Origin of the sequence: Helcobacillus sp. ACRRO, from assembly GCF_022347125.1 — a bacterium.
Taxonomy (GTDB): domain Bacteria; phylum Actinomycetota; class Actinomycetes; order Actinomycetales; family Dermabacteraceae; genus Helcobacillus; species Helcobacillus massiliensis.
Genome location: NZ_JAKRNG010000016.1, coordinates 37,737 through 53,965 on the forward strand (window position 1 = coordinate 37,737; position 16,229 = coordinate 53,965).

19 protein-coding genes are annotated in these 16,229 nt (G+C 69.4%); 15 read left to right on the forward strand and 4 right to left on the reverse strand.

What is annotated here, in order from left to right:
- Positions 1–19 precede the first annotated feature (19 nt).
- From MHY20_RS07185 to MHY20_RS07230, 10 genes are all read left to right on the forward strand, one after another.
- Positions 20–760 carry a beta-phosphoglucomutase family hydrolase gene (locus MHY20_RS07185; RefSeq protein WP_343217739.1) on the forward strand — a complete coding sequence of 247 codons (741 nt, stop codon included), beginning with the start codon at positions 20–22 and terminating at the stop codon, positions 758–760.
- Entirely contained in the window at positions 757–3,318 is a 2,562-nt protein-coding gene (locus MHY20_RS07190) for a glycosyl hydrolase family 65 protein (protein ID WP_239375893.1), read from the forward strand. The genes MHY20_RS07185 and MHY20_RS07190 overlap by 4 nt, the downstream gene beginning before the upstream one ends.
- A 61-nt stretch (positions 3,319–3,379) precedes the next feature.
- Positions 3,380–3,976, forward strand: a complete 597-nt coding sequence (locus MHY20_RS07195) for a biotin transporter BioY (RefSeq protein ID WP_239375895.1) — start codon at positions 3,380–3,382, stop codon at positions 3,974–3,976.
- Between the two features lie 50 nt (positions 3,977–4,026).
- Complete coding sequence (locus MHY20_RS07200) at positions 4,027–5,115, forward strand: YihY/virulence factor BrkB family protein (protein WP_239375897.1); 1,089 nt, start codon at positions 4,027–4,029, stop codon at positions 5,113–5,115.
- 9 nt (positions 5,116–5,124) lie between these two features.
- Positions 5,125–5,574 (forward strand): Rieske (2Fe-2S) protein, encoded by a 450-nt coding sequence (locus MHY20_RS07205; RefSeq protein WP_239375899.1) that lies wholly within the window; start codon positions 5,125–5,127, stop codon positions 5,572–5,574.
- A complete protein-coding gene (gene trmB / locus MHY20_RS07210; RefSeq protein ID WP_239375901.1) occupies positions 5,567–6,460 on the forward strand; it encodes a tRNA (guanosine(46)-N7)-methyltransferase TrmB in 894 nt (297 codons plus the stop codon). Before MHY20_RS07205 ends, trmB begins: the two co-directional genes overlap by 8 nt.
- Before the next feature lie 20 nt (positions 6,461–6,480).
- Complete coding sequence (locus tag MHY20_RS07215; protein WP_239375903.1) at positions 6,481–7,542, forward strand: LCP family protein; 1,062 nt, start codon at positions 6,481–6,483, stop codon at positions 7,540–7,542.
- 102 nt (positions 7,543–7,644) lie between these two features.
- Positions 7,645–8,022 (forward strand): DUF4235 domain-containing protein, encoded by a 378-nt coding sequence (locus tag MHY20_RS07220; RefSeq protein WP_183376594.1) that lies wholly within the window; start codon positions 7,645–7,647, stop codon positions 8,020–8,022.
- Between the two features lie 214 nt (positions 8,023–8,236).
- Positions 8,237–9,409 (forward strand): ATP-binding protein, encoded by a 1,173-nt coding sequence (locus MHY20_RS07225; RefSeq protein ID WP_239375905.1) that lies wholly within the window; start codon positions 8,237–8,239, stop codon positions 9,407–9,409.
- Between the two features lies 1 nt (position 9,410).
- Positions 9,411–10,112 (forward strand): response regulator transcription factor, encoded by a 702-nt coding sequence (locus tag MHY20_RS07230; protein WP_239375907.1) that lies wholly within the window; start codon positions 9,411–9,413, stop codon positions 10,110–10,112.
- 30 nt (positions 10,113–10,142) lie between these two features.
- Here the strand turns inward: MHY20_RS07230 and MHY20_RS07235 are convergent, their stop codons facing one another.
- Entirely contained in the window at positions 10,143–10,661 is a 519-nt protein-coding gene (locus tag MHY20_RS07235) for a hypothetical protein (protein ID WP_239375908.1), read from the reverse strand.
- Positions 10,662–10,899: 238 nt separating this feature from the next.
- Here MHY20_RS07235 and MHY20_RS07240 point away from each other — a divergent pair, with 238 nt between their 5' ends.
- The gene (locus MHY20_RS07240; RefSeq protein WP_183376588.1) at positions 10,900–11,382 is read left to right on the forward strand and encodes a CarD family transcriptional regulator; all 483 of its coding nucleotides are present in this window, start codon (positions 10,900–10,902) and stop codon (positions 11,380–11,382) included.
- A 98-nt stretch (positions 11,383–11,480) separates the two neighbouring features.
- Positions 11,481–12,095, forward strand: coding sequence for a 2-C-methyl-D-erythritol 4-phosphate cytidylyltransferase (locus MHY20_RS07245; RefSeq protein WP_239375909.1), 615 nt, complete (start codon positions 11,481–11,483; stop codon positions 12,093–12,095).
- 54 nt (positions 12,096–12,149) lie between these two features.
- On the opposite strand, the gene MHY20_RS07250 is transcribed toward MHY20_RS07245, so the two are convergent.
- Positions 12,150–12,941, reverse strand: coding sequence for an IspD/TarI family cytidylyltransferase (locus MHY20_RS07250; protein ID WP_239375910.1), 792 nt, complete (start codon positions 12,939–12,941; stop codon positions 12,150–12,152).
- A gap of 151 nt (positions 12,942–13,092) precedes the next feature.
- Between MHY20_RS07250 and MHY20_RS07255 the strand changes: the two genes are divergently transcribed.
- From MHY20_RS07255 to ilvA, 3 genes are read left to right on the forward strand one after another with little or no spacing between them, the layout of a single operon-like run.
- Positions 13,093–13,383, forward strand: coding sequence for a PTS lactose transporter subunit IIB (locus MHY20_RS07255; protein WP_239375911.1), 291 nt, complete (start codon positions 13,093–13,095; stop codon positions 13,381–13,383).
- A 39-nt stretch (positions 13,384–13,422) separates the two neighbouring features.
- Complete coding sequence (gene ispF, locus MHY20_RS07260; protein ID WP_239375912.1) at positions 13,423–13,917, forward strand: 2-C-methyl-D-erythritol 2,4-cyclodiphosphate synthase; 495 nt, start codon at positions 13,423–13,425, stop codon at positions 13,915–13,917.
- Positions 13,918–13,919: 2 nt separating this feature from the next.
- On the forward strand, positions 13,920–15,242 hold the full coding sequence (gene ilvA, locus MHY20_RS07265; protein WP_239375917.1) for a threonine ammonia-lyase IlvA: 1,323 nt from the start codon (positions 13,920–13,922) through the stop codon (positions 15,240–15,242).
- Here ilvA and MHY20_RS07270 read toward each other — a convergent pair.
- Together MHY20_RS07270 and MHY20_RS07275 are read right to left on the reverse strand one after the other, a co-directional pair.
- A complete protein-coding gene (locus MHY20_RS07270) occupies positions 15,235–15,801 on the reverse strand; it encodes a hypothetical protein (RefSeq protein WP_183376578.1) in 567 nt (188 codons plus the stop codon). The genes ilvA and MHY20_RS07270 overlap by 8 nt on opposite strands.
- A 2-nt stretch (positions 15,802–15,803) precedes the next feature.
- On the reverse strand, positions 15,804–16,229 hold a 426-nt coding region (locus tag MHY20_RS07275; RefSeq protein WP_239375913.1), incomplete at its 5' end, for a hypothetical protein.

The window sequence follows — 16,229 nt, forward strand, 5'->3', positions numbered from 1 at the left end:
CTCCTCTATCGTAGATCGCGTGAATACGTCGAAGCACCCCAGCGTGGCCGAATTCCGCCTCTCCGACTTCCCAGCGATCCTGTTCGACATGGACGGAGTGATCACACCGACCGCCGAGGTCCACATGCGGGCCTGGGACCGCATGTTCACCGAGTTCCTCACCGAGCGCGGCATCAGCGAGCCGTACACGGATCACGACTACTTCGACTACGTGGACGGCAAGCCCCGCTATGAGGGCGTCGACTCCTTTCTGAAGTCCCGCGGCATCGGCCTGCCCTGGGGCGAGAAGACCGATGACCCGTCCACCGAGACGGTGTGCGGCCTCGGCAACCGCAAGAACGACCTCGTCCTCACCCTGCTGCGCGAGGAGGGGGTCCAGCCGTACCCCGGCACTGTGGCGCTGCTCGACTCCCTCAGCGACGACGTGCGCATCGCCGTGGTCTCCTCCTCCCGCAACGCGGAAGAGGTGCTGACCGCCGCCGGTCTCCTCGACCGGTTCGGCGTGATCGTGGACGGCAACGTGGCCGAGCGCGAGGGACTGCCGGGCAAGCCCGCTCCCGACACGTTCGTCCACGCCGCCGAACAGCTCGGCGCGGACCCCGCCGCCGCCCTCGTGGTCGAAGATGCCGTCTCCGGGGTGAAGGCCGGCGCCGCCGGGCCGTTCGCCGCCGTCCTCGGCGTGAACCGCGGCGTGGGAGCAGAGAAGCTGTACGCCGCCGGCGCGACCCTCGTGGTGGACGACCTGGGGGTGCTCGCATGACTCCCCGCCCGCACGACACCGCGCACGCGCACCGGCGCGACCCGATGGACCGCCAGCAGTTCCCGGTCGACCCGTGGCGCCTGGTGGAGAGCCGACCCGGTGGCGACCTCGGCGTCACCGAAACGATCTTCGCCTCTGCCAACGGCTACCTCGGCATGCGCGCCACCCCTGAGGAGGGCCGTGACGCCACCGAGCACGGCACCTTCCTCAACGGCTTCCACGAGACCTGGGACATCCACCACGCGGAGTCCGCCTACGGCTTCGCCACCGCCGGTCAGACCATCGTGGGCGTCCCCGATTCGACCGTCATCAAGCTGTACGTGGACGATGAGCCGCTCGTGCTGTCCAAGGCGGACATCCTCGACTACGAGCGCTCCCTCGACTTCCGCGAGGGCGTGCTGCGACGCCGCGTGCTGTGGCGCACCCCCGCCGGCAAGCACGTCCGCGTCACCTCCACTCGCATGGTGTCCTTCACCGACCGGCACCTCGCGCTGATGACCTACGAGGTGGAGATGGTCAAGGGCACCGCCCCCATCCTCATCTCCTCCCAGGTCCTCAACCGCGAGGACCTCGACCGCGAAGCGGGCGGCACCACCGACCAGGGCAGCGCCGACCCTCGCAAGGCCGCGAAGTTCGACCACCGCGTGCTGCACACCGAGCACACCCAGCAGCGGGACGGGCGGATCCACCTGGGCTACCGCACCGCCCATTCCGGCATCGGCGTGTCCGTGGCCTGCGACCACGACGTCGCCACGGCCGACGGGGTCGATGTCGACCTCGCCACCGATGTCTCCGAGGACCTCGGCCGCACGGTGTTCCGGGCGGAGCTCGCGGAGGGGCAGCGCCTGGCCGTGACGAAGGCCGTGGCCTACCACTACGGCTCCCACGCTCCCGGCCGCGAGCTGGCCGACCGCACCGGCCGCACCCTGGACCGGGTCCGCAAGTACGGGTTCGCCCAGTACCACCAGTGGCAGGCGGAGTTCCTCGAGGACTTCTGGAGCCGCTCCGATGTCCGCGTGGAGGGCGCTGAGCACATCCAGCAGGCGATCCGCTGGTGCATCTATCAGCTCGCTCAGGCCGCTGCGCGCGCCGACGGCCGCGGAATCCCCGCCAAGGGCGTCACCGGCTCCGGGTACGAGGGCCACTACTTCTGGGACACCGACATCTACGTGGTCCCGTTCCTGTCCTTCACCTCTCCGGAATGGGCTCGCAACGCCCTGCGCTTCCGCTACGGCCTGCTGGAGTCCGCGCGCCGGCGCGCCACCGTGCTGAACCAGCGCGGCGCGCTGTTCCCCTGGCGCACCATCACCGGCGAGGAGGCCTCCGCCTACTATGCCGCCGGCACCGCGCAGTATCACATCGACGCCGACATCGCGTGGGCTTTCAACACCTACACCACCGTCTCCGGCGACCAGCAGTTCATGGACTCCCAGGGCGTGGAGGTGCTGGTGGAGACCGCCCGTATGTGGGCCGATCTCGGCTTCTGGCGCTCCAACGGCGAAGCCGTGTTCTACATCCACGGCGTCACCGGCCCGGATGAGTACACCACCGTGGTGAACAACAACCTGTTCACCAATGTGATGGCGAAGAACAACCTGGAGAAGGCCGCCGAAGTCGTCACCGAGCTCGCAGAGCGCGACCCGGGCGCCTACCGCACCCTGGTGGAGCGCCTGGACATCGACGAGGGCGAGATTGCGGAGTGGCGGCACTGCGCCGAGGGCATGTACATCGGCTGGGACGAGAACTTCGGCATCCACCCGCAGGACGACCAGTTCCTGGACCGCGAAGTGTGGGACGTGGCCAATACGCCGAAGGACCGCTTCCCGCTCCTGCTGAACTTCCACCCGCTGGTGATCTACCGCTTCCAGGTGATCAAGCAGGCCGATGTGGTGCTCGCACTGTTCCTGCGCGGCAGCGAGTTCACCCTCGAGCAGAAGCGCGCCGACTTCGAGTACTACGACCCGATCACCACCGGCGACTCCACGCTGAGCGCGGTCGTGCAGTCGATCATCGCGGCGGAGGTGGGCCACCAGGACCTCGCGATGGACTACTTCATGGACGGCCTGTTCGTGGACCTCGCGAACCTGCACCGGAACACCAGCGACGGTGTCCACATCGCCTCCGCCGGCGGTGTCTGGAACGCCCTCGTCCACGGCTTCGGCGGGCTGCGCAGCGACAGCGAACAGCTCGAGTTCGATCCGCGGCTGCCGGCGGCCTGGCCGTCCCTCGAGTTCAGCCTGCTGGTGCGCGGCTCCCGCTTCGAGGTGCGCGTCACCGCGGACGAGATCGCCTTCACGCTGCTGGACGGCCCCGAGATCGAGGTCGATGTGCGCGGGCAGCGCGTCCGCGTGACCGCGGACGGCGTCGCCGTCGCCCTGGACGGCCACGGCCCGGTGCTGGCGCCCGGGGAGCTGCGCACGCCGTCCTCCGTCGGGGACGTGCGGGCCGACGGCACCGTCGTCTCCAGCACGGTCCCCGCCGACCCCGAGTCGCCCTGGGAGTATCCTGAGGGCGCACCGTCGGACGCGGAGGGGGAGCCGGACGCTCACACGAGCTGACCCGTTCCACCGCCGCACCGCCGCCGCACTGACCAGTTCGCCCAACCCAAGGATCAACGCTATGACCTCCTCCGCAACGACGCTGGCGCACCGCCCCGTGCTGTCCGAGCGATTCCTGCCCGCTTCCTCCGCAGCCCGCACCATCGCCCTGGTGCTCGCCGGAACCGCGGCCCTGACGCTCATCTCCCAGGTGTCGATTCCGCTGCCGTTCACCCCAGTGCCACTGACCCTCGCCACCTTCGGCGCCCTCCTGGTCGGCGCGAGCCTCGGCCCGGCGCGCGGCACCGCCGCCGTCGGCCTGTACGCCGTGCTCGCGGCCGTGGGCGCTCCCGTACTCGCAGGCTGGTCCTCCACCGGTGTCGCCGCCGCCTCCTTCGGCTACGTGATCGGCTACGTGCTCGCGGCCGCCGCCCTCGGCGTCGCCGCCCGTCGCGGCGCTGACCGCTCCGCCTGGCGCACCGTCCTGGCGGCGATCGCCGCCACCGCCCTGGTGTACGCCGCCGGCCTCCCGTGGCTCGCTCTGGCCACCGGCGCTGACCTCTCCACCACCCTCCTGCAGGGCCTCGTGCCGTTCATCCCGGGCGACATCGTGAAGGCCGTCGCCGCGGCTGCGCTGCTTCCGGCCGCGTGGAAGCTGGTGGGCGACAAGCGCGCCTGATGCGCCGTCGCTGAGTCGTCGGCATGGGCTCGCGGAAGTCTGAGATCACCGTGAGGCGTCCGCGCCTCACGGTGATCCACGTTCTGCACCGAGTGGGAGTGCGCATGCTCGAAGTGCAGGTGTGGGATGTCGCCGCCACCATGACCTTCTACGCCCTGCTGTCCTCCCTGCCCGCCTCGATCGCGCTGATCTCGATCCTGTCGATGCTCGGCATCGAGGAGCAGAGCGTCAGCGCCGTCGGCTCCCTCATCACCCAGATCTTCCCCACCGCCGACCCGGAACCGTGGGAGCGCGCCGTGCTGACGCTGTCCACCACCGGCGGCGGTCTGCCCGGCCTCGTGCTCGGCATCGCCGGGTCCCTCATCTCCAGCTCGAACGGCGTGGCCGCCTACCACCGCACCATGCACCGGGTGTACAACACTCGCGAGGGCCGCAGGTTCCTCTGGTTCCGCCTCGTGGTGCTCGGCGAAACGGTCCTGCTGATGGTCCTGTTCACCCTCGCGATGATCGTGCTGCTGCTCGGCAACGAGTTCTCCCGCCGAGTCGGCGTCCACATCGGCGTCCCGGAGGCCGCCTTCGACACCTGGAGCATCATCAAATGGCCGATCCTGCTGCTGCTCATCACGGTGCTGATCTCCTTCACCTCCGTGTACGTGCCGAACGTGCGCCTGCCGTACGAGCGGCTCATCACCGCCGGTTCCGCGCTCAGCGTCCTCACCCTGTTCGGGGCGGCAGCGGCCCTCGGCTGGCTGCTGGAGGTCATCACCTCCTACGCCCAGGTCCTCACCACCCTGAACTCCCTCATCGGGATCCTCGTGCTGGCGTGGCTCGCCGCCATCGTTCTGATCACCGGGACCATCATCGATGCGGAGTTCCTGCGCGCCCGCCAGATCGCCGCCGGCCTGCCCGCCTGGGACCGTCTCTGCCTGGAGCCGGTGCACAGCGGCACGCTGGAGTACTTCGAACGCGATGAGGCCCGGCAGGCCGAGATGTGCCGGAGCGTCGCAGAGTCCGCCCGCACAGGTGAGCCGATCACCGTGCGCCGAGGCGTCCTCGTGGCGGAGGCGGACCACTGGCTCGCTGTGAATCCTCGCCCGGACGACCAGGCTCCGCCGAAGGAATCGGATCGGTCCGGGTAGTCTGTGGACATGACTGACTCTCCGCTCTCCCAGCCCTGCCTGCGCCGCCGCACCCTCGGTGCCCTCGGCGTCACCGGCGCCGCGGCGATCGCGATGACCGGCTGCGGCCCCGACCGCGGCAAGAACCCCGACAAGCCGTCGTCCGTGACCAGTGACGCGTCCGGCCAGGTGAGCCTCGATGAGATCCCGGAGAACGCCACCACCGTGGTGGACTTCGGCGGATCCCGCGGCTACGTCGCGGTTGTGCGGGGCTCCGGGGAGGACCTCACCGGCTACTCCGGCTACTGCACCCATCAGGGCTGCGCTCTGTCCCCGCAGGAAGAGGTGCTGCACTGCCCCTGCCACGGCTCCACCTTCGAACTGAAGGACGGCACTCCGGAGCAGGGCCCTGCCGTGGAGCCCCTGCCCACCGTGAAGCTGACCGTCACCGATGGCAAGGTGTCCCGCGCTGATGCCTGAACAGACCCCGACTGAGAACAGCGGCCGGACCCGCAGCGCCGCCGCCTCCCGTCCCCGCCGCGAGATCGTCAGCTTCGTGCGCCGCGGCCGCCGCCTCACCGAGGAGCAGACCGAGGCGTGGGACGCCCACCACGAGCAGTACATGCTGGACGTTCCCCAGGGCGAGCGGGACACTCTCATCCACCCGGATGTGCGCCTGGACCCGGTGGAGCTGTTCGGCAACGACAATCCGCTGATCATCGAGATCGGCTCCGGTCAGGGCGACAACATCGCCCAGGCCGCAGCGGATATGCCGGACCACAACTTCCTCGCGTTCGAAGTGTGGGGGCCGGGCAACGCCCAGACCGTCGTGCACCTGCAGCGCCTGGGCCTGCCGCAGAACCTCCGCATCCTCGAGTTCGATGCTGAGCACTCCCTGCCCGGCCTGTTGCCGGAGAGCAGCGTGGAGGAGGTGTGGATCTTCTTCGCCGACCCGTGGCACAAGACGAAGCACCACAAGCGCCGCCTCGTCTCCGCCGGTTTCCTGGAGGAGCTGCACACCCTGCTGAAGCCGGGCGGCCGGGTCCGCACCGCAACGGACTGGGCGGACTACGCCAGCCACCAGGCGCACGCCTTCGAGACGGTGGCCGCCCGCGGCCTCTTCACCAACGACCACCCGGACGGCCCGAGGCCGACGGGTTCCACCACTGACGAGATCCCGGAGGACTCCCCCGCCACGGGGTGGGCTCCGCGGTTCGAGCGCCGTGTCCGCACCGCGTTCGAGGGGAAGGCGCTGCGCGCCGGCCGCCTCATCTGGGACCTCTCCTATTCTGCTCAGAAGCCGGCTGCACCGGCGGCGAGCGCAACCGAGGACGGCAGCGCCGCCTCTGAACCCACGACCCGCTGAGCATCCGAGGGGACCTGCCGATGAGCTCCACCCATGACGACCGCGACGACCTGTTCGACCGTGACGACTTCGACGGCCCCGACGACGGCGCGCTCGCCGCTGATGAGGCCGCGCCGACGGGCCGCCGCCGGTCGCGCCGCCGCAAGGGCCTGTGCTGCGGCCTGTCCGCTGTTCTGATCCTCGCGCTGGTCGCCGCCGCCGTGGTGGGCGGCTACTTCTTCTCCCTCAACGACAAGTACCAGAAGAACGTGGACTTCGTGACGCTGGATAAGAAGGACCGCGAAGCGCAGGGCAAGGGCACGAACATCCTCCTGCTCGGCTCGGACAAGCGCAGCGGCGAGGAGGCGAAGACCGTCACCGGTCAGCGCTCCGACGTCATGATGCTGGTGCACATCGATGCGGACAACAAGCACGCCTATGTGCTGTCGTTCCCGCGCGACCTGTACATCGACATCCCCGGCCACGGCAAGGACCGCATCAACTCGGCACTCGCCTACGGCGGTGTCCCGCTGGCCACGCAGACCGTGGAGAAGTACGTGGGAACGAAGATCGACCACGTGGCGCTGGTGGACTTCGACGGCATCAAGAAGATCGTCGACACCCTCGGCGGTGTGGACGTGGAGGTGTCCCGCAGCTTCGAGGGCGACGGCATCCAGTTCACCCAGGGCACCCAGCACATGGACGGCGAGACAGCGCTGACGTTCGTCCGCCAGCGCAAGCAGCTTCCGGGCGGCGACTTCGACCGCAACGCCAACCAGCGCGCGCTGCTCAGCGCTCTGGTCGGGAAGATCCTCTCCGGGGACACCCTGTCCGATCCGAACAAGATCCAGCAGCTCGCCGGCGACATCACCCCGTACATGACGGTGGACGACGGCCTCACCGGTACGAAGGTGGCGCAGCTGGGGCTGGCGAACCGCGGTCTCCGCTCGGAGGACATCACCTACGGCTCCATGCCGCACGGCGACCCCACCACCACCTCGGGCGGTGCGTCCGTGGTGGCGACCGACGACGCCGGAATGGAGAAGTTCCGCACCGCGCTGAAGGAGGACCGCCTGGACGAATGGGCGAAGGAGAACCTCTGAGTCCCGCGCACAGCGCCCGGCCGGGCCCGGCCTCCCGGTGCCCGGCCAGGCGCGGCGCGTAGACTCTCTCGCGCATCCGGAACCACAGAAGGGCAGATATCCATGGCCAAGCAGAACCACGGCATCGCCACGAAGCTCGCGATGACCGCCGCCAGCGCACTCGCCGGCGTCATCGGCACGAAGCTCGTCAACGGCGCCTGGGGAGTCGTGTTCGGAGAGCAGGCACCGACGTCGAAGGTGCAGAAGGACAACGACAAGGCACTCAAGGAGGAGATGAAGCGCGCCAAGAAGCAGGGCGCGTCGAAGCAGGAGATCCGCGCGATGGAGTCCTCCTACGACGCCCTGCCGGTGTGGAAGATCAGCCTCTACACGGTCCTCTCGGGCGCGGTCATCGCGGCTCTGCAGCTGGCGGCTCAGCGGGGCGCGGAGCGCGGTGCTGACCGTCTGGCGCACCGCCGTCCGCCGATGAACCGCGGCTGACGCCCCGGCATCCGTTGGCCCCACAGCCAGCGGATCTCCGCTGAACGGCCCGGTCCCCCGCCCCTGCGCGGAGGTGGCCGGGCCCACTCGTCTGTGGCCCACCTTGATCCCTCCGTGACCTCCAAGTGAACGAGCCGTGAATTCCTCCGATCGGCCCCGTGCAGCCAGCCGCCCCGACGACCGGACCGCTCAACGGACGGATTAGGGTGGAAGGGTGGATCTCCTGTTTCTTCTCATCGCCGGTGCCATCGGCGTCGTCTTCGGCGTGGCCGCCATGGTCGCCCTGCAGCGCAACGACTCGCGCCGCACGGTCGACATGCCGCGCCCGCACCAGGCCGTCGCAGACGTCACCTCCGAGATCCTCACGATCATCTCCACCGCCCACGTGCTGCTGGACCGCACCGGTGACGTGGTCCGCGCCTCGCCCCTCGCATTCAGCTACGGCATCGTCCGCGCCACCAACGGCGACTACCCCCGCCTCGCCTCCCCCGTCCTCATCGACATGGTCACGGACGTCGGCTCCAACGGCGGATACCGCGACCAGACCCTGGAGCTCAGCCGCTCCCACGAAGCCGACGGCACCGGCATCATCTCCGTGAAGATCGGCACGATCGGCGCCGACCACGTGCTGCTGCTCGCGGACGACCTCACCCGCGCCACCCGTGTGGAGGCCACTCGCCGCGACTTCGTTGCGAACGTGTCCCATGAGCTGAAGACCCCAGTCGGCGCCCTCGCCCTCCTCGCCGAGACGATGGAGGACGCCGCCGACGACCCGGTCGCGGTGCGCCGCTTCGCACAGCGCATGCAGTCGGAGTCCACACGACTGAGCTCCCTGGTGCGCGAGATCATCGAACTGTCCCGAATCCAGGGCTCCAGTGCCCTGCAGGACGCCGACGAGGTGTCGATGGCGGATGTGGCCGAGCAGGCGATCACCGTCAACCAGACCGTGGCGGAGGGCGCCGGCATCCGCCTCGTGAACCAGGCGCAGGACGATCTGCTGGTGTACGGCAACCGGTCGATGCTGATCACGGCGCTGTCGAACCTGATCGCCAACGCGGTCACCTACTCGCCGAAGTCCTCGACCGTGACGATCTGCTCGCGCCGCCACAACGGCATGATCGAGGTGTCAGTCCGCGACCAGGGCATGGGCATCAGCCCCGAGGACCTGGAGCGCGTCTTCGAACGGTTCTTCCGCGTGGACAAGGCCCGCTCGCGCGCCCGCGGCGGCAGCGGCCTGGGCCTCGCGATCGTCAAACACATCGCCAATGACCACGGCGGCAGTGTGAACGCCCAGTCGGTGCTCGATGCCGGCTCCACGTTCACCCTCCAGATCCCCGAGCTGTCCGTTCCGGTGGCAGCCGGTGCCCGAATGAAGGAGAATTCGTAGCATGGCCCGCATCCTTGTCGTCGAAGACGAAGAGTCGTTCTCGGATCCCCTCAGCTATGCCCTGCAGCGTGAGGGCCATGAGGTGGCAGTTGCGGACAACGGCGTGGACGGTCTGGCGATCTTCAACCGTCACGGCGCGGACCTGGTCCTGCTGGACCTCATGCTGCCCGGCATGAGCGGAACGGATGTGTGCCGCGAGATCCGCCGCACCTCGAGCGTCCCGGTCATCATGGTGACCGCGAAGGACGACGAGTTCGACAAGGTCCTCGGTCTGGAGCTCGGCGCCGATGACTACGTGACGAAGCCGTACTCGTCCCGTGAACTGATGGCGCGCGTAAAGGCGGCGCTGCGCCGCAGCACTGACGCTGCCGGTGCGGCCGCGGATGAGGCGGAGGACGACGGCGTGTTCGAAGCCGCCGGCATCCGGATGGACATTGAGCGCCACGTGGTGAGCGTGCGCGGTGAGCGCGTGCAGCTGCCGCTGAAGGAGTTCGACCTGTTGGAGTTCCTGCTGCGCAATGCCGGCCGCGTGCTCACCCGCAGTCAGCTCATCGACCGCGTGTGGGGCTCCAACTATGTGGGGGACACCAAGACCCTCGACGTGCATGTGAAGCGCTTGCGCTCGAAGATCGAGGAGGATCCGAAGAACCCGCGCACCTTGGTGACGGTGCGCGGGCTCGGATACAAGTTCGAGGACGCCTGACCGGGCCGGCCGGTCACAGCGACGAGGGTCTCACTGCTGGGTGGTGAGGCCCTCGACGTATTCCTTGAGGTACGGCAGGGAGGTGTCGAGGACCGCCACGGTGACGGTGTCCTCGGAACCGGCGGCGGAGAAGGTGACCTGCATGTTGTCACCGGCTTCGATGCCCGACAGCTGGTCGACCTTGATCGCCTGGTGCTCCCCTTCGCCGAGGTCGACGGTGCCGTTGGCGGGGATGGTGACGGTCTCGGAGAAGAGCTCGGTGTCGCCGGCCTTGCCGGTCATCTCGACGGTCTGCTCCTCGGCGGTGTCGTTGGAGAGGGTGCCGGTGAACAGGCCCGCGCCGTCGTCCGTCTTGATCATCAGCATGTTGCGCAGGCCGACGGGCTCACCCGGACCAGCGGGGTACACGTTCGCGACAGTGCCCTCCGCGGACTGGTAGAACTCGTGGGTCTGAATGGGATTCAGGTTGCTGCAGCCGGACATCACGACTGCGATGCCGACGGAGGCGACCGCTGCGGCGATGCGGGCAGACGGGCGACGGATCTTCACGCTCACTCCTCGGGAGGGGAAAGGGACGGCCGGGCGGCCTTCGACCTCCCAAGGGTACCAGTATTCTCAGGGCGTCATCGGCTCGACCTGGCATGCCCCGCGCGTGGGCGCCGACACCCCGCCCGGCCCTGTCCTCCCCGCGGGGGCGGGCCGTGGGACGGGCTCGCCGTGATGTGGAGCGCACACCCTAGCACATCGGGGGTTTGCTAGGATAGAGCGGATGAAAGGGGCCGATGACATGAATTTCTCTGTGGGCGAGACCGTTGTGTACCCACACCACGGCGCTGCTCTGATCGAAGAGGTCAACCAGCGCACCATCAAGGGCGTCGAGCGCACCTACCTCAAGCTGAAGGTGGCGCAGGGCGACCTCACCATCGAAGTTCCGGCGGAGAACGCTGAGCTCGTGGGTGTCCGCGATGTCGTGGACAAGAAGGGTCTCGAGGAGGTCTTCGATGTCCTCCGTCAGCCGCACACTGAGGAGCCGACCAACTGGTCCCGCCGGTACAAGGCTAACGTCGAGAAGCTGGCGAGCGGTGACATCAAGAAGGTCGCCGAGGTCGTCCGCGATCTGTGGCGCCGCGACCAGGATCGCGGCCTGTCCGCCGGTGAGAAGCGCATGCTCTCCAAGGCTCGCCAGATCCTCACCAGCGAGCTCGCGCTCGCCGAGGACGTCGACCAGGAGCGCGCTGACGAGATCCTCGACGAGGTCCTCGCATCCTGAGCCCAGCTGACCAGCTGATGACATCCCGTCTGGCATGTGCCGTCAGCGCCGCGAGCGCTGACTCCTCCGACGTCCCCGGAGGGCGCATCCTGGGCGGGATGTCGCTTGTCCAGCGGGCCGTGCGCTCCCTGGACACCGTGGTGGATCCGTCGGTCGCCGGCGGCCGCGTCGGCCTGATCACGGCCGCCCCCGGCCGTGCGAGCAGTGACCACGCCGAGATCGCGGGGACGGCGGCGCTGGCCGCCGCGACCGCTCACCCGCAGGACGTCTGCCGCGTGCTCGCTCAGTGGGCGAGCCAGCAGGGGGCCGACGGAGTCCTGCTGCATGACGCGGGCCGCCCCCTCACCACCGAGGCGACGGTCCGCTCCGTTGTGCAGGCGTGGCGCGACGGCGCCGTCTGTGCGGTGCCGGGGATCCCGGTGACGGATTCGGTGAAGAGCGTGCGGGGCGACCAGCTGACCAATATCGAGCGGGCGTCGCTGACCGCTCTGCAGTCCCCGATCGTGGTGGATCTGCATCTGCTGGAGCGGGCGCTGGAGCATGAGTGGACCACGCAGTCGGCGGTGCGGGAGATGCAGGCGATCGGCGCTGACGTGGTGGTCGTGGACGGCTCCCATGCGGGTGAGCCGATGACCGATGAGCTGTCCCTGTGGCGTGCGCAGATCGCGCTGGGGCTGGCCCGTGACACGTCCGGGCCCCGTCGGCCCGCCTGAGCGGATCAGCACTCTTCGGCGACCGCGGCCGTTCGCGGCGCCGGATCAGACGCGTCAGCGGCCGGGGGCGAGTCCGTGGGCGCGCACCACGTCGGTGGCGAGCGCGAGGTCCTGCGCGAACGTGATCTTGAAGTTCTCCGCTTCCCCGCGCACCCACTGCACGGGGGTGGTGGTGTACCGCTCGATGCAGGAGGCGGTGTCGGTGCCGGCGAACCCGTCGCGGGCCGCTGCTTCGTAGGCCTCCAGGAGCGCATCGGCACGGAAGCCCTGCGGGGTCTGCACCCGGATCAGGTCGCCCAACGGCTGCTCGGCGGCGAGCCGGTCCGCGCCGTCGCTCGGTGCGAGCGCCGCGATGTCGTCCGCATGGAATCCGGGCAGCGCCCCGCCGTGGCGGCGCGCCGTGCGCAGGACCGTGGCGATGAGGCCGCGGGAGACGAGCGGCCGGGCGGCGTCATGGATCAGCACGGTGTCCACCGCGCCGCTCTCGATGCGGTCCGCGAGGTGGCGCAGCGCCTGCAGCTCGGACTCCTGGCGGGTGGCGCCGCCGCCGATGATCTCCACACGCCGCTCCCCCAGTTCGCGGGCCACCGTGTGCTCGGCGTGGTCGCGATCTTCGGGGCGGACCACGAACACGAGGGGGCCGATGCCGTCCACCGCCGCCATCGAGAGCAGGGACCAGCTGGCGATGCTGCGGTGCGCGAGGGTGAGGAATGCCTTGTTGATGCCGGCGCCGAAGCGGGACCCGCTGCCGCCGGCGAGGACCACGCCTGCGGCGAGGGGCCGGTCAGCGCCGCCGCGAACAGGTGGGCTCGGGGCAGGCGCAGCAGCGGGGCGATGGTCACTCACCCCTCCAGTGTAGGCGGCGAGCGCATCCAGAGGCGGGCCGCCGCGGTGGGCGCACGTGGTCGGGTCCACTCGCGCCGGTTCACACAGTGTCATAGGGTGGGGAGAACCACAGCACTCCACTGCCACGTCCACGCTTCGCGAAAGAACCCTGTTGCTCACGATTGCCATTGTCGGGGGATCCGGTGTCGCCACCTCGGTGCGCCTGACCCAGGAGGTCCGCCGTTGCCTGGCCGAACGGGACATCGCCGCCCGTGTCCGTCAGGCCACCGTGATGGACCTTCTCTCCCCCTATTTCAGCGCGGACATCGTGGTCTCCACCGTGGAGCTGCCCGAATCACTCGGGATCCCGGTCGTGTCCGGGATGCCGCTGCTGCTGGGCACCGGTTCCGACCACGTCATCGATTCGCTGGTCGATCTGATCCAGGCGCACGGCGCCGCCTAGACTGACCTGGTTCCCCGTCCCCGCTGTGGAAGGACTCCCATGGCCCACCCGCGCATCGGCATCGGCACGGACGTGCACGCCTTCGCCGCCCCCGATTCCGACCGGCCCCTCTGGATCGGCGGTGTCCTCTTCGAGGGCGAAGTCGGCCTCGTGGGCCATTCGGATGCGGACGTCGCCGCCCACGCCGTCTGCGATGCCGTGTTATCCGCCGCCGGCATCGGCGACCTCGGCTCCAACTTCGGCACCGATGACCCGGAGTTCGCCGGCGCGTCCGGTGAGCGCCTCGTCCGCGAAGCCGCCCGCCGGGTCCGCGCCGCCGGCTTCGAAATCCTCAACGCGTCCGTGCAGGTGATCGGAAACCGGCCGAAGCTGGCGCCCCGTCGGCAGGAGATGACCGAGGTGCTGAGCGAAGCGCTCGGCGCCCCCGTGTCCATCGCCGGCACCACCACGGACGGGCTCGGCCTCACCGGCCGCGGCGAGGGCGTCGCCGCCGTCGCCACCGGCCTCGTCCTGCCCGAAGGAGGCACCCCGTGAGAATCGAATCCCCCGCCGACGTCACCGCGGACGCTATCGACCAGGCCGCGGAGATCCTCACCGGAGTCGTCCGCCGCACCCCGCTGGAGCGCTCCCATCGGCTCTCGGAGATCTCGGGCCGCAACGTGTTCCTCAAGCGGGAGGACCTGCAGTCGGTGCGCTCCTACAAGATCCGCGGCGCCTACCTGTTCGTCGCGGGCCTCGAGCCGGAACAGCGGACCGCCGGTGTGGTGACAGCCAGCGCCGGCAATCATGCGCAGGGCGTTGCGTTCGCCTGCAACCGGCTGAAGATCCAGGGCCGCATCTACGTCCCCACCCGCACCCCGAAGCAGAAGCGGGAGCGCATCCTCGCCATCGGCGGCGAATGGGTGCAGCTGGTCCTCACCGGTGACACGTTCGACGACGCCGCTGAGGCCGCCCACACCGATGCGGAGCGCACCGGCGCCACGATGGTGCCGCCGTTCGACGACCCGACTGTCATCACCGGTCAGGGCACGGTGGTGCGCGAAGCAGTCGCGCAGGCCCGCGAGCAGTTCGGCAGCGAGATCGGCACTGTCGTGGTGCCCGTCGGCGGCGGCGGTCTGATCGCCGGTACCGGCGCGTGGCTGCGGGAGCGCATGCCGTCGGTCCGCCTCGTCGGGGTGGAGCCCGCCGGTGCCGTGTCGATGGCGACCGCGGTGCGGCAGGGCAAGCCAGTCACCCTCGCGGAGATCGACTCGTTCATCGACGGCGCCGCGGTGCGCCGCGCCGGCCGCGCCAACCTGGAGCTGGTGGACCGAATCGCACCGGAGCTGATCGCGATCGAAGAGGGCGCTGTCTGCACCGAGATGCTGAACCTGTACCAGGTGGAGGGCATCATCGCGGAGCCCGCGGGCGCGCTGGCGGCGACCGCGGTCACCACCCGCGCCGTCCCCGGGGAGGCAACGGCTGAGGGGCAGGACCCGTCGGCCGCCGCCCGCCCCGAAGGGGAGGCCGACGGGGACATCCTGGTGGTGGTCTCCGGTGGCAACAACGATGTGTCCCGCTACAACGAAGTGGTGGAGCGATCCCTTGTGCACGAGGGACTGAAGCACTACTTCCTGGTGACGTTCGCGCAGGAGCCGGGCGCGCTGCGCCGGTTCCTCGACCAGGTCCTCGGCGAGGGCGACGACATCGTCCTGTTCGACTACATCAAGCGGAACAACCGTGAACAGGGGCCGGCGCTGGTCGGCATCGAACTGGGCGCCCGGGAGAACCTGGAGCCGCTGCTGGCACGGATCGCAACGTCGAACATGCCGATCGAGCGGATCGACCCGATGGACCCGATGTACCGCTATCTCACATGACGCGGATCGTGAAGGTCGTATCGACGACGTCCTCGCCGGGCCTGGCGTAGGTCTGATCGCACGTCCCGTTCTGGTCGGGCCGATCGCGGAAGCAGTAGACCACCCGCAGATCGACCGTGCCGGCAATGCCGCCGTTCGCCCACACGTGCAGGTAGGAGCGGCCTCCGTCGCCACCGGCGCGGCCACCGGCGCCGTTGTTCCGCTCCTTCGAGACGTGGCGGACCCGAGCTTCCAGGATGCTGTCGCGGTAGACGCCGTCGACGGCTCCGACGATGCTGAAGCCCTTCCCGACGGACGGGTGGGAGACACCGAGGTCGATGAGGGCGTTCTCCCGCTTCCAGAGTTCGAGGGGGCCGCTGACATCGCTGTGCAGAACCGGCTCCACCTCGCTGGGCACCCCATCGAGCCCGGGCCGCTTGTCGCTGGGCGCCCCCTCGAGCCCGGGCCGGCTGCCGCGGGTGATGCCGAGCATTCCGCAGCCGGTGGTCGCAGTGGTGATGCCCAGGGCGCCGACGGATGCGAGCAGCATGCGGCGGTTCAGGTGCGTCGTGTCCATCATGCTCACTCCTCCACCCGGACGCGGAAGGTCTCATCGGTGAGTCCTTCGGCGCTGCCCACCCGTCTCTGGTCGCAGGAGCCGTTCTGGTCCGGCGCGGACTGGAAGCAGTAGAGCACCCGGACCTCCTGCTCGCCGGGGGCGGTGCCGGTGATGGTGAGGACGCTGTGGCCGCGGTCCCCACCGGGCTCAATCGGCCCCGGGTCAGCCGAGATGTGGGTGATCTCGGCGCCGATGGTGGGGTCATCGATGCGGGAGCGGTGGCGCTGATCGCCGATGACCACGTAGTACTGCATGCCCACGGACGGGTGGGAGTGCCCCAGTTCGATGGAGATGCTCTCCCCGATGCCGAGCTCGATCGGGTCGGGGACCTCCGTCAAGGGAATGCCGCGCACGGTGGGGGCGGATGACGGTGAGGGGGTCGCGGGGTC

Bases quoted from the DNA above. Each gene is read 5' to 3' on its own strand.
- ispF (WP_239375912.1), top strand. From the start codon at position 13,423: ATGGCCCACCCGCGCATCGGCATCGGCACGGACGTGCACGCCTTCGCC.
- MHY20_RS07190 (WP_239375893.1), top strand. From the start codon at position 757: ATGACTCCCCGCCCGCACGACACCGCGCACGCGCACCGGCGCGACCCG.
- MHY20_RS07230 (WP_239375907.1), top strand. From the start codon at position 9,411: ATGGCCCGCATCCTTGTCGTCGAAGACGAAGAGTCGTTCTCGGATCCC.
- MHY20_RS07240 (WP_183376588.1), top strand. From the start codon at position 10,900: ATGAATTTCTCTGTGGGCGAGACCGTTGTGTACCCACACCACGGCGCT.
- MHY20_RS07270 (WP_183376578.1), bottom strand. From the start codon at position 15,801: ATGATGGACACGACGCACCTGAACCGCCGCATGCTGCTCGCATCCGTC.
- MHY20_RS07195 (WP_239375895.1), top strand. From the start codon at position 3,380: ATGACCTCCTCCGCAACGACGCTGGCGCACCGCCCCGTGCTGTCCGAG.
- MHY20_RS07205 (WP_239375899.1), top strand. From the start codon at position 5,125: ATGACTGACTCTCCGCTCTCCCAGCCCTGCCTGCGCCGCCGCACCCTC.
- trmB (WP_239375901.1), top strand. From the start codon at position 5,567: ATGCCTGAACAGACCCCGACTGAGAACAGCGGCCGGACCCGCAGCGCC.
- MHY20_RS07215 (WP_239375903.1), top strand. From the start codon at position 6,481: ATGAGCTCCACCCATGACGACCGCGACGACCTGTTCGACCGTGACGAC.
- MHY20_RS07245 (WP_239375909.1), top strand. From the start codon at position 11,481: ATGTCGCTTGTCCAGCGGGCCGTGCGCTCCCTGGACACCGTGGTGGAT.
- MHY20_RS07220 (WP_183376594.1), top strand. From the start codon at position 7,645: ATGGCCAAGCAGAACCACGGCATCGCCACGAAGCTCGCGATGACCGCC.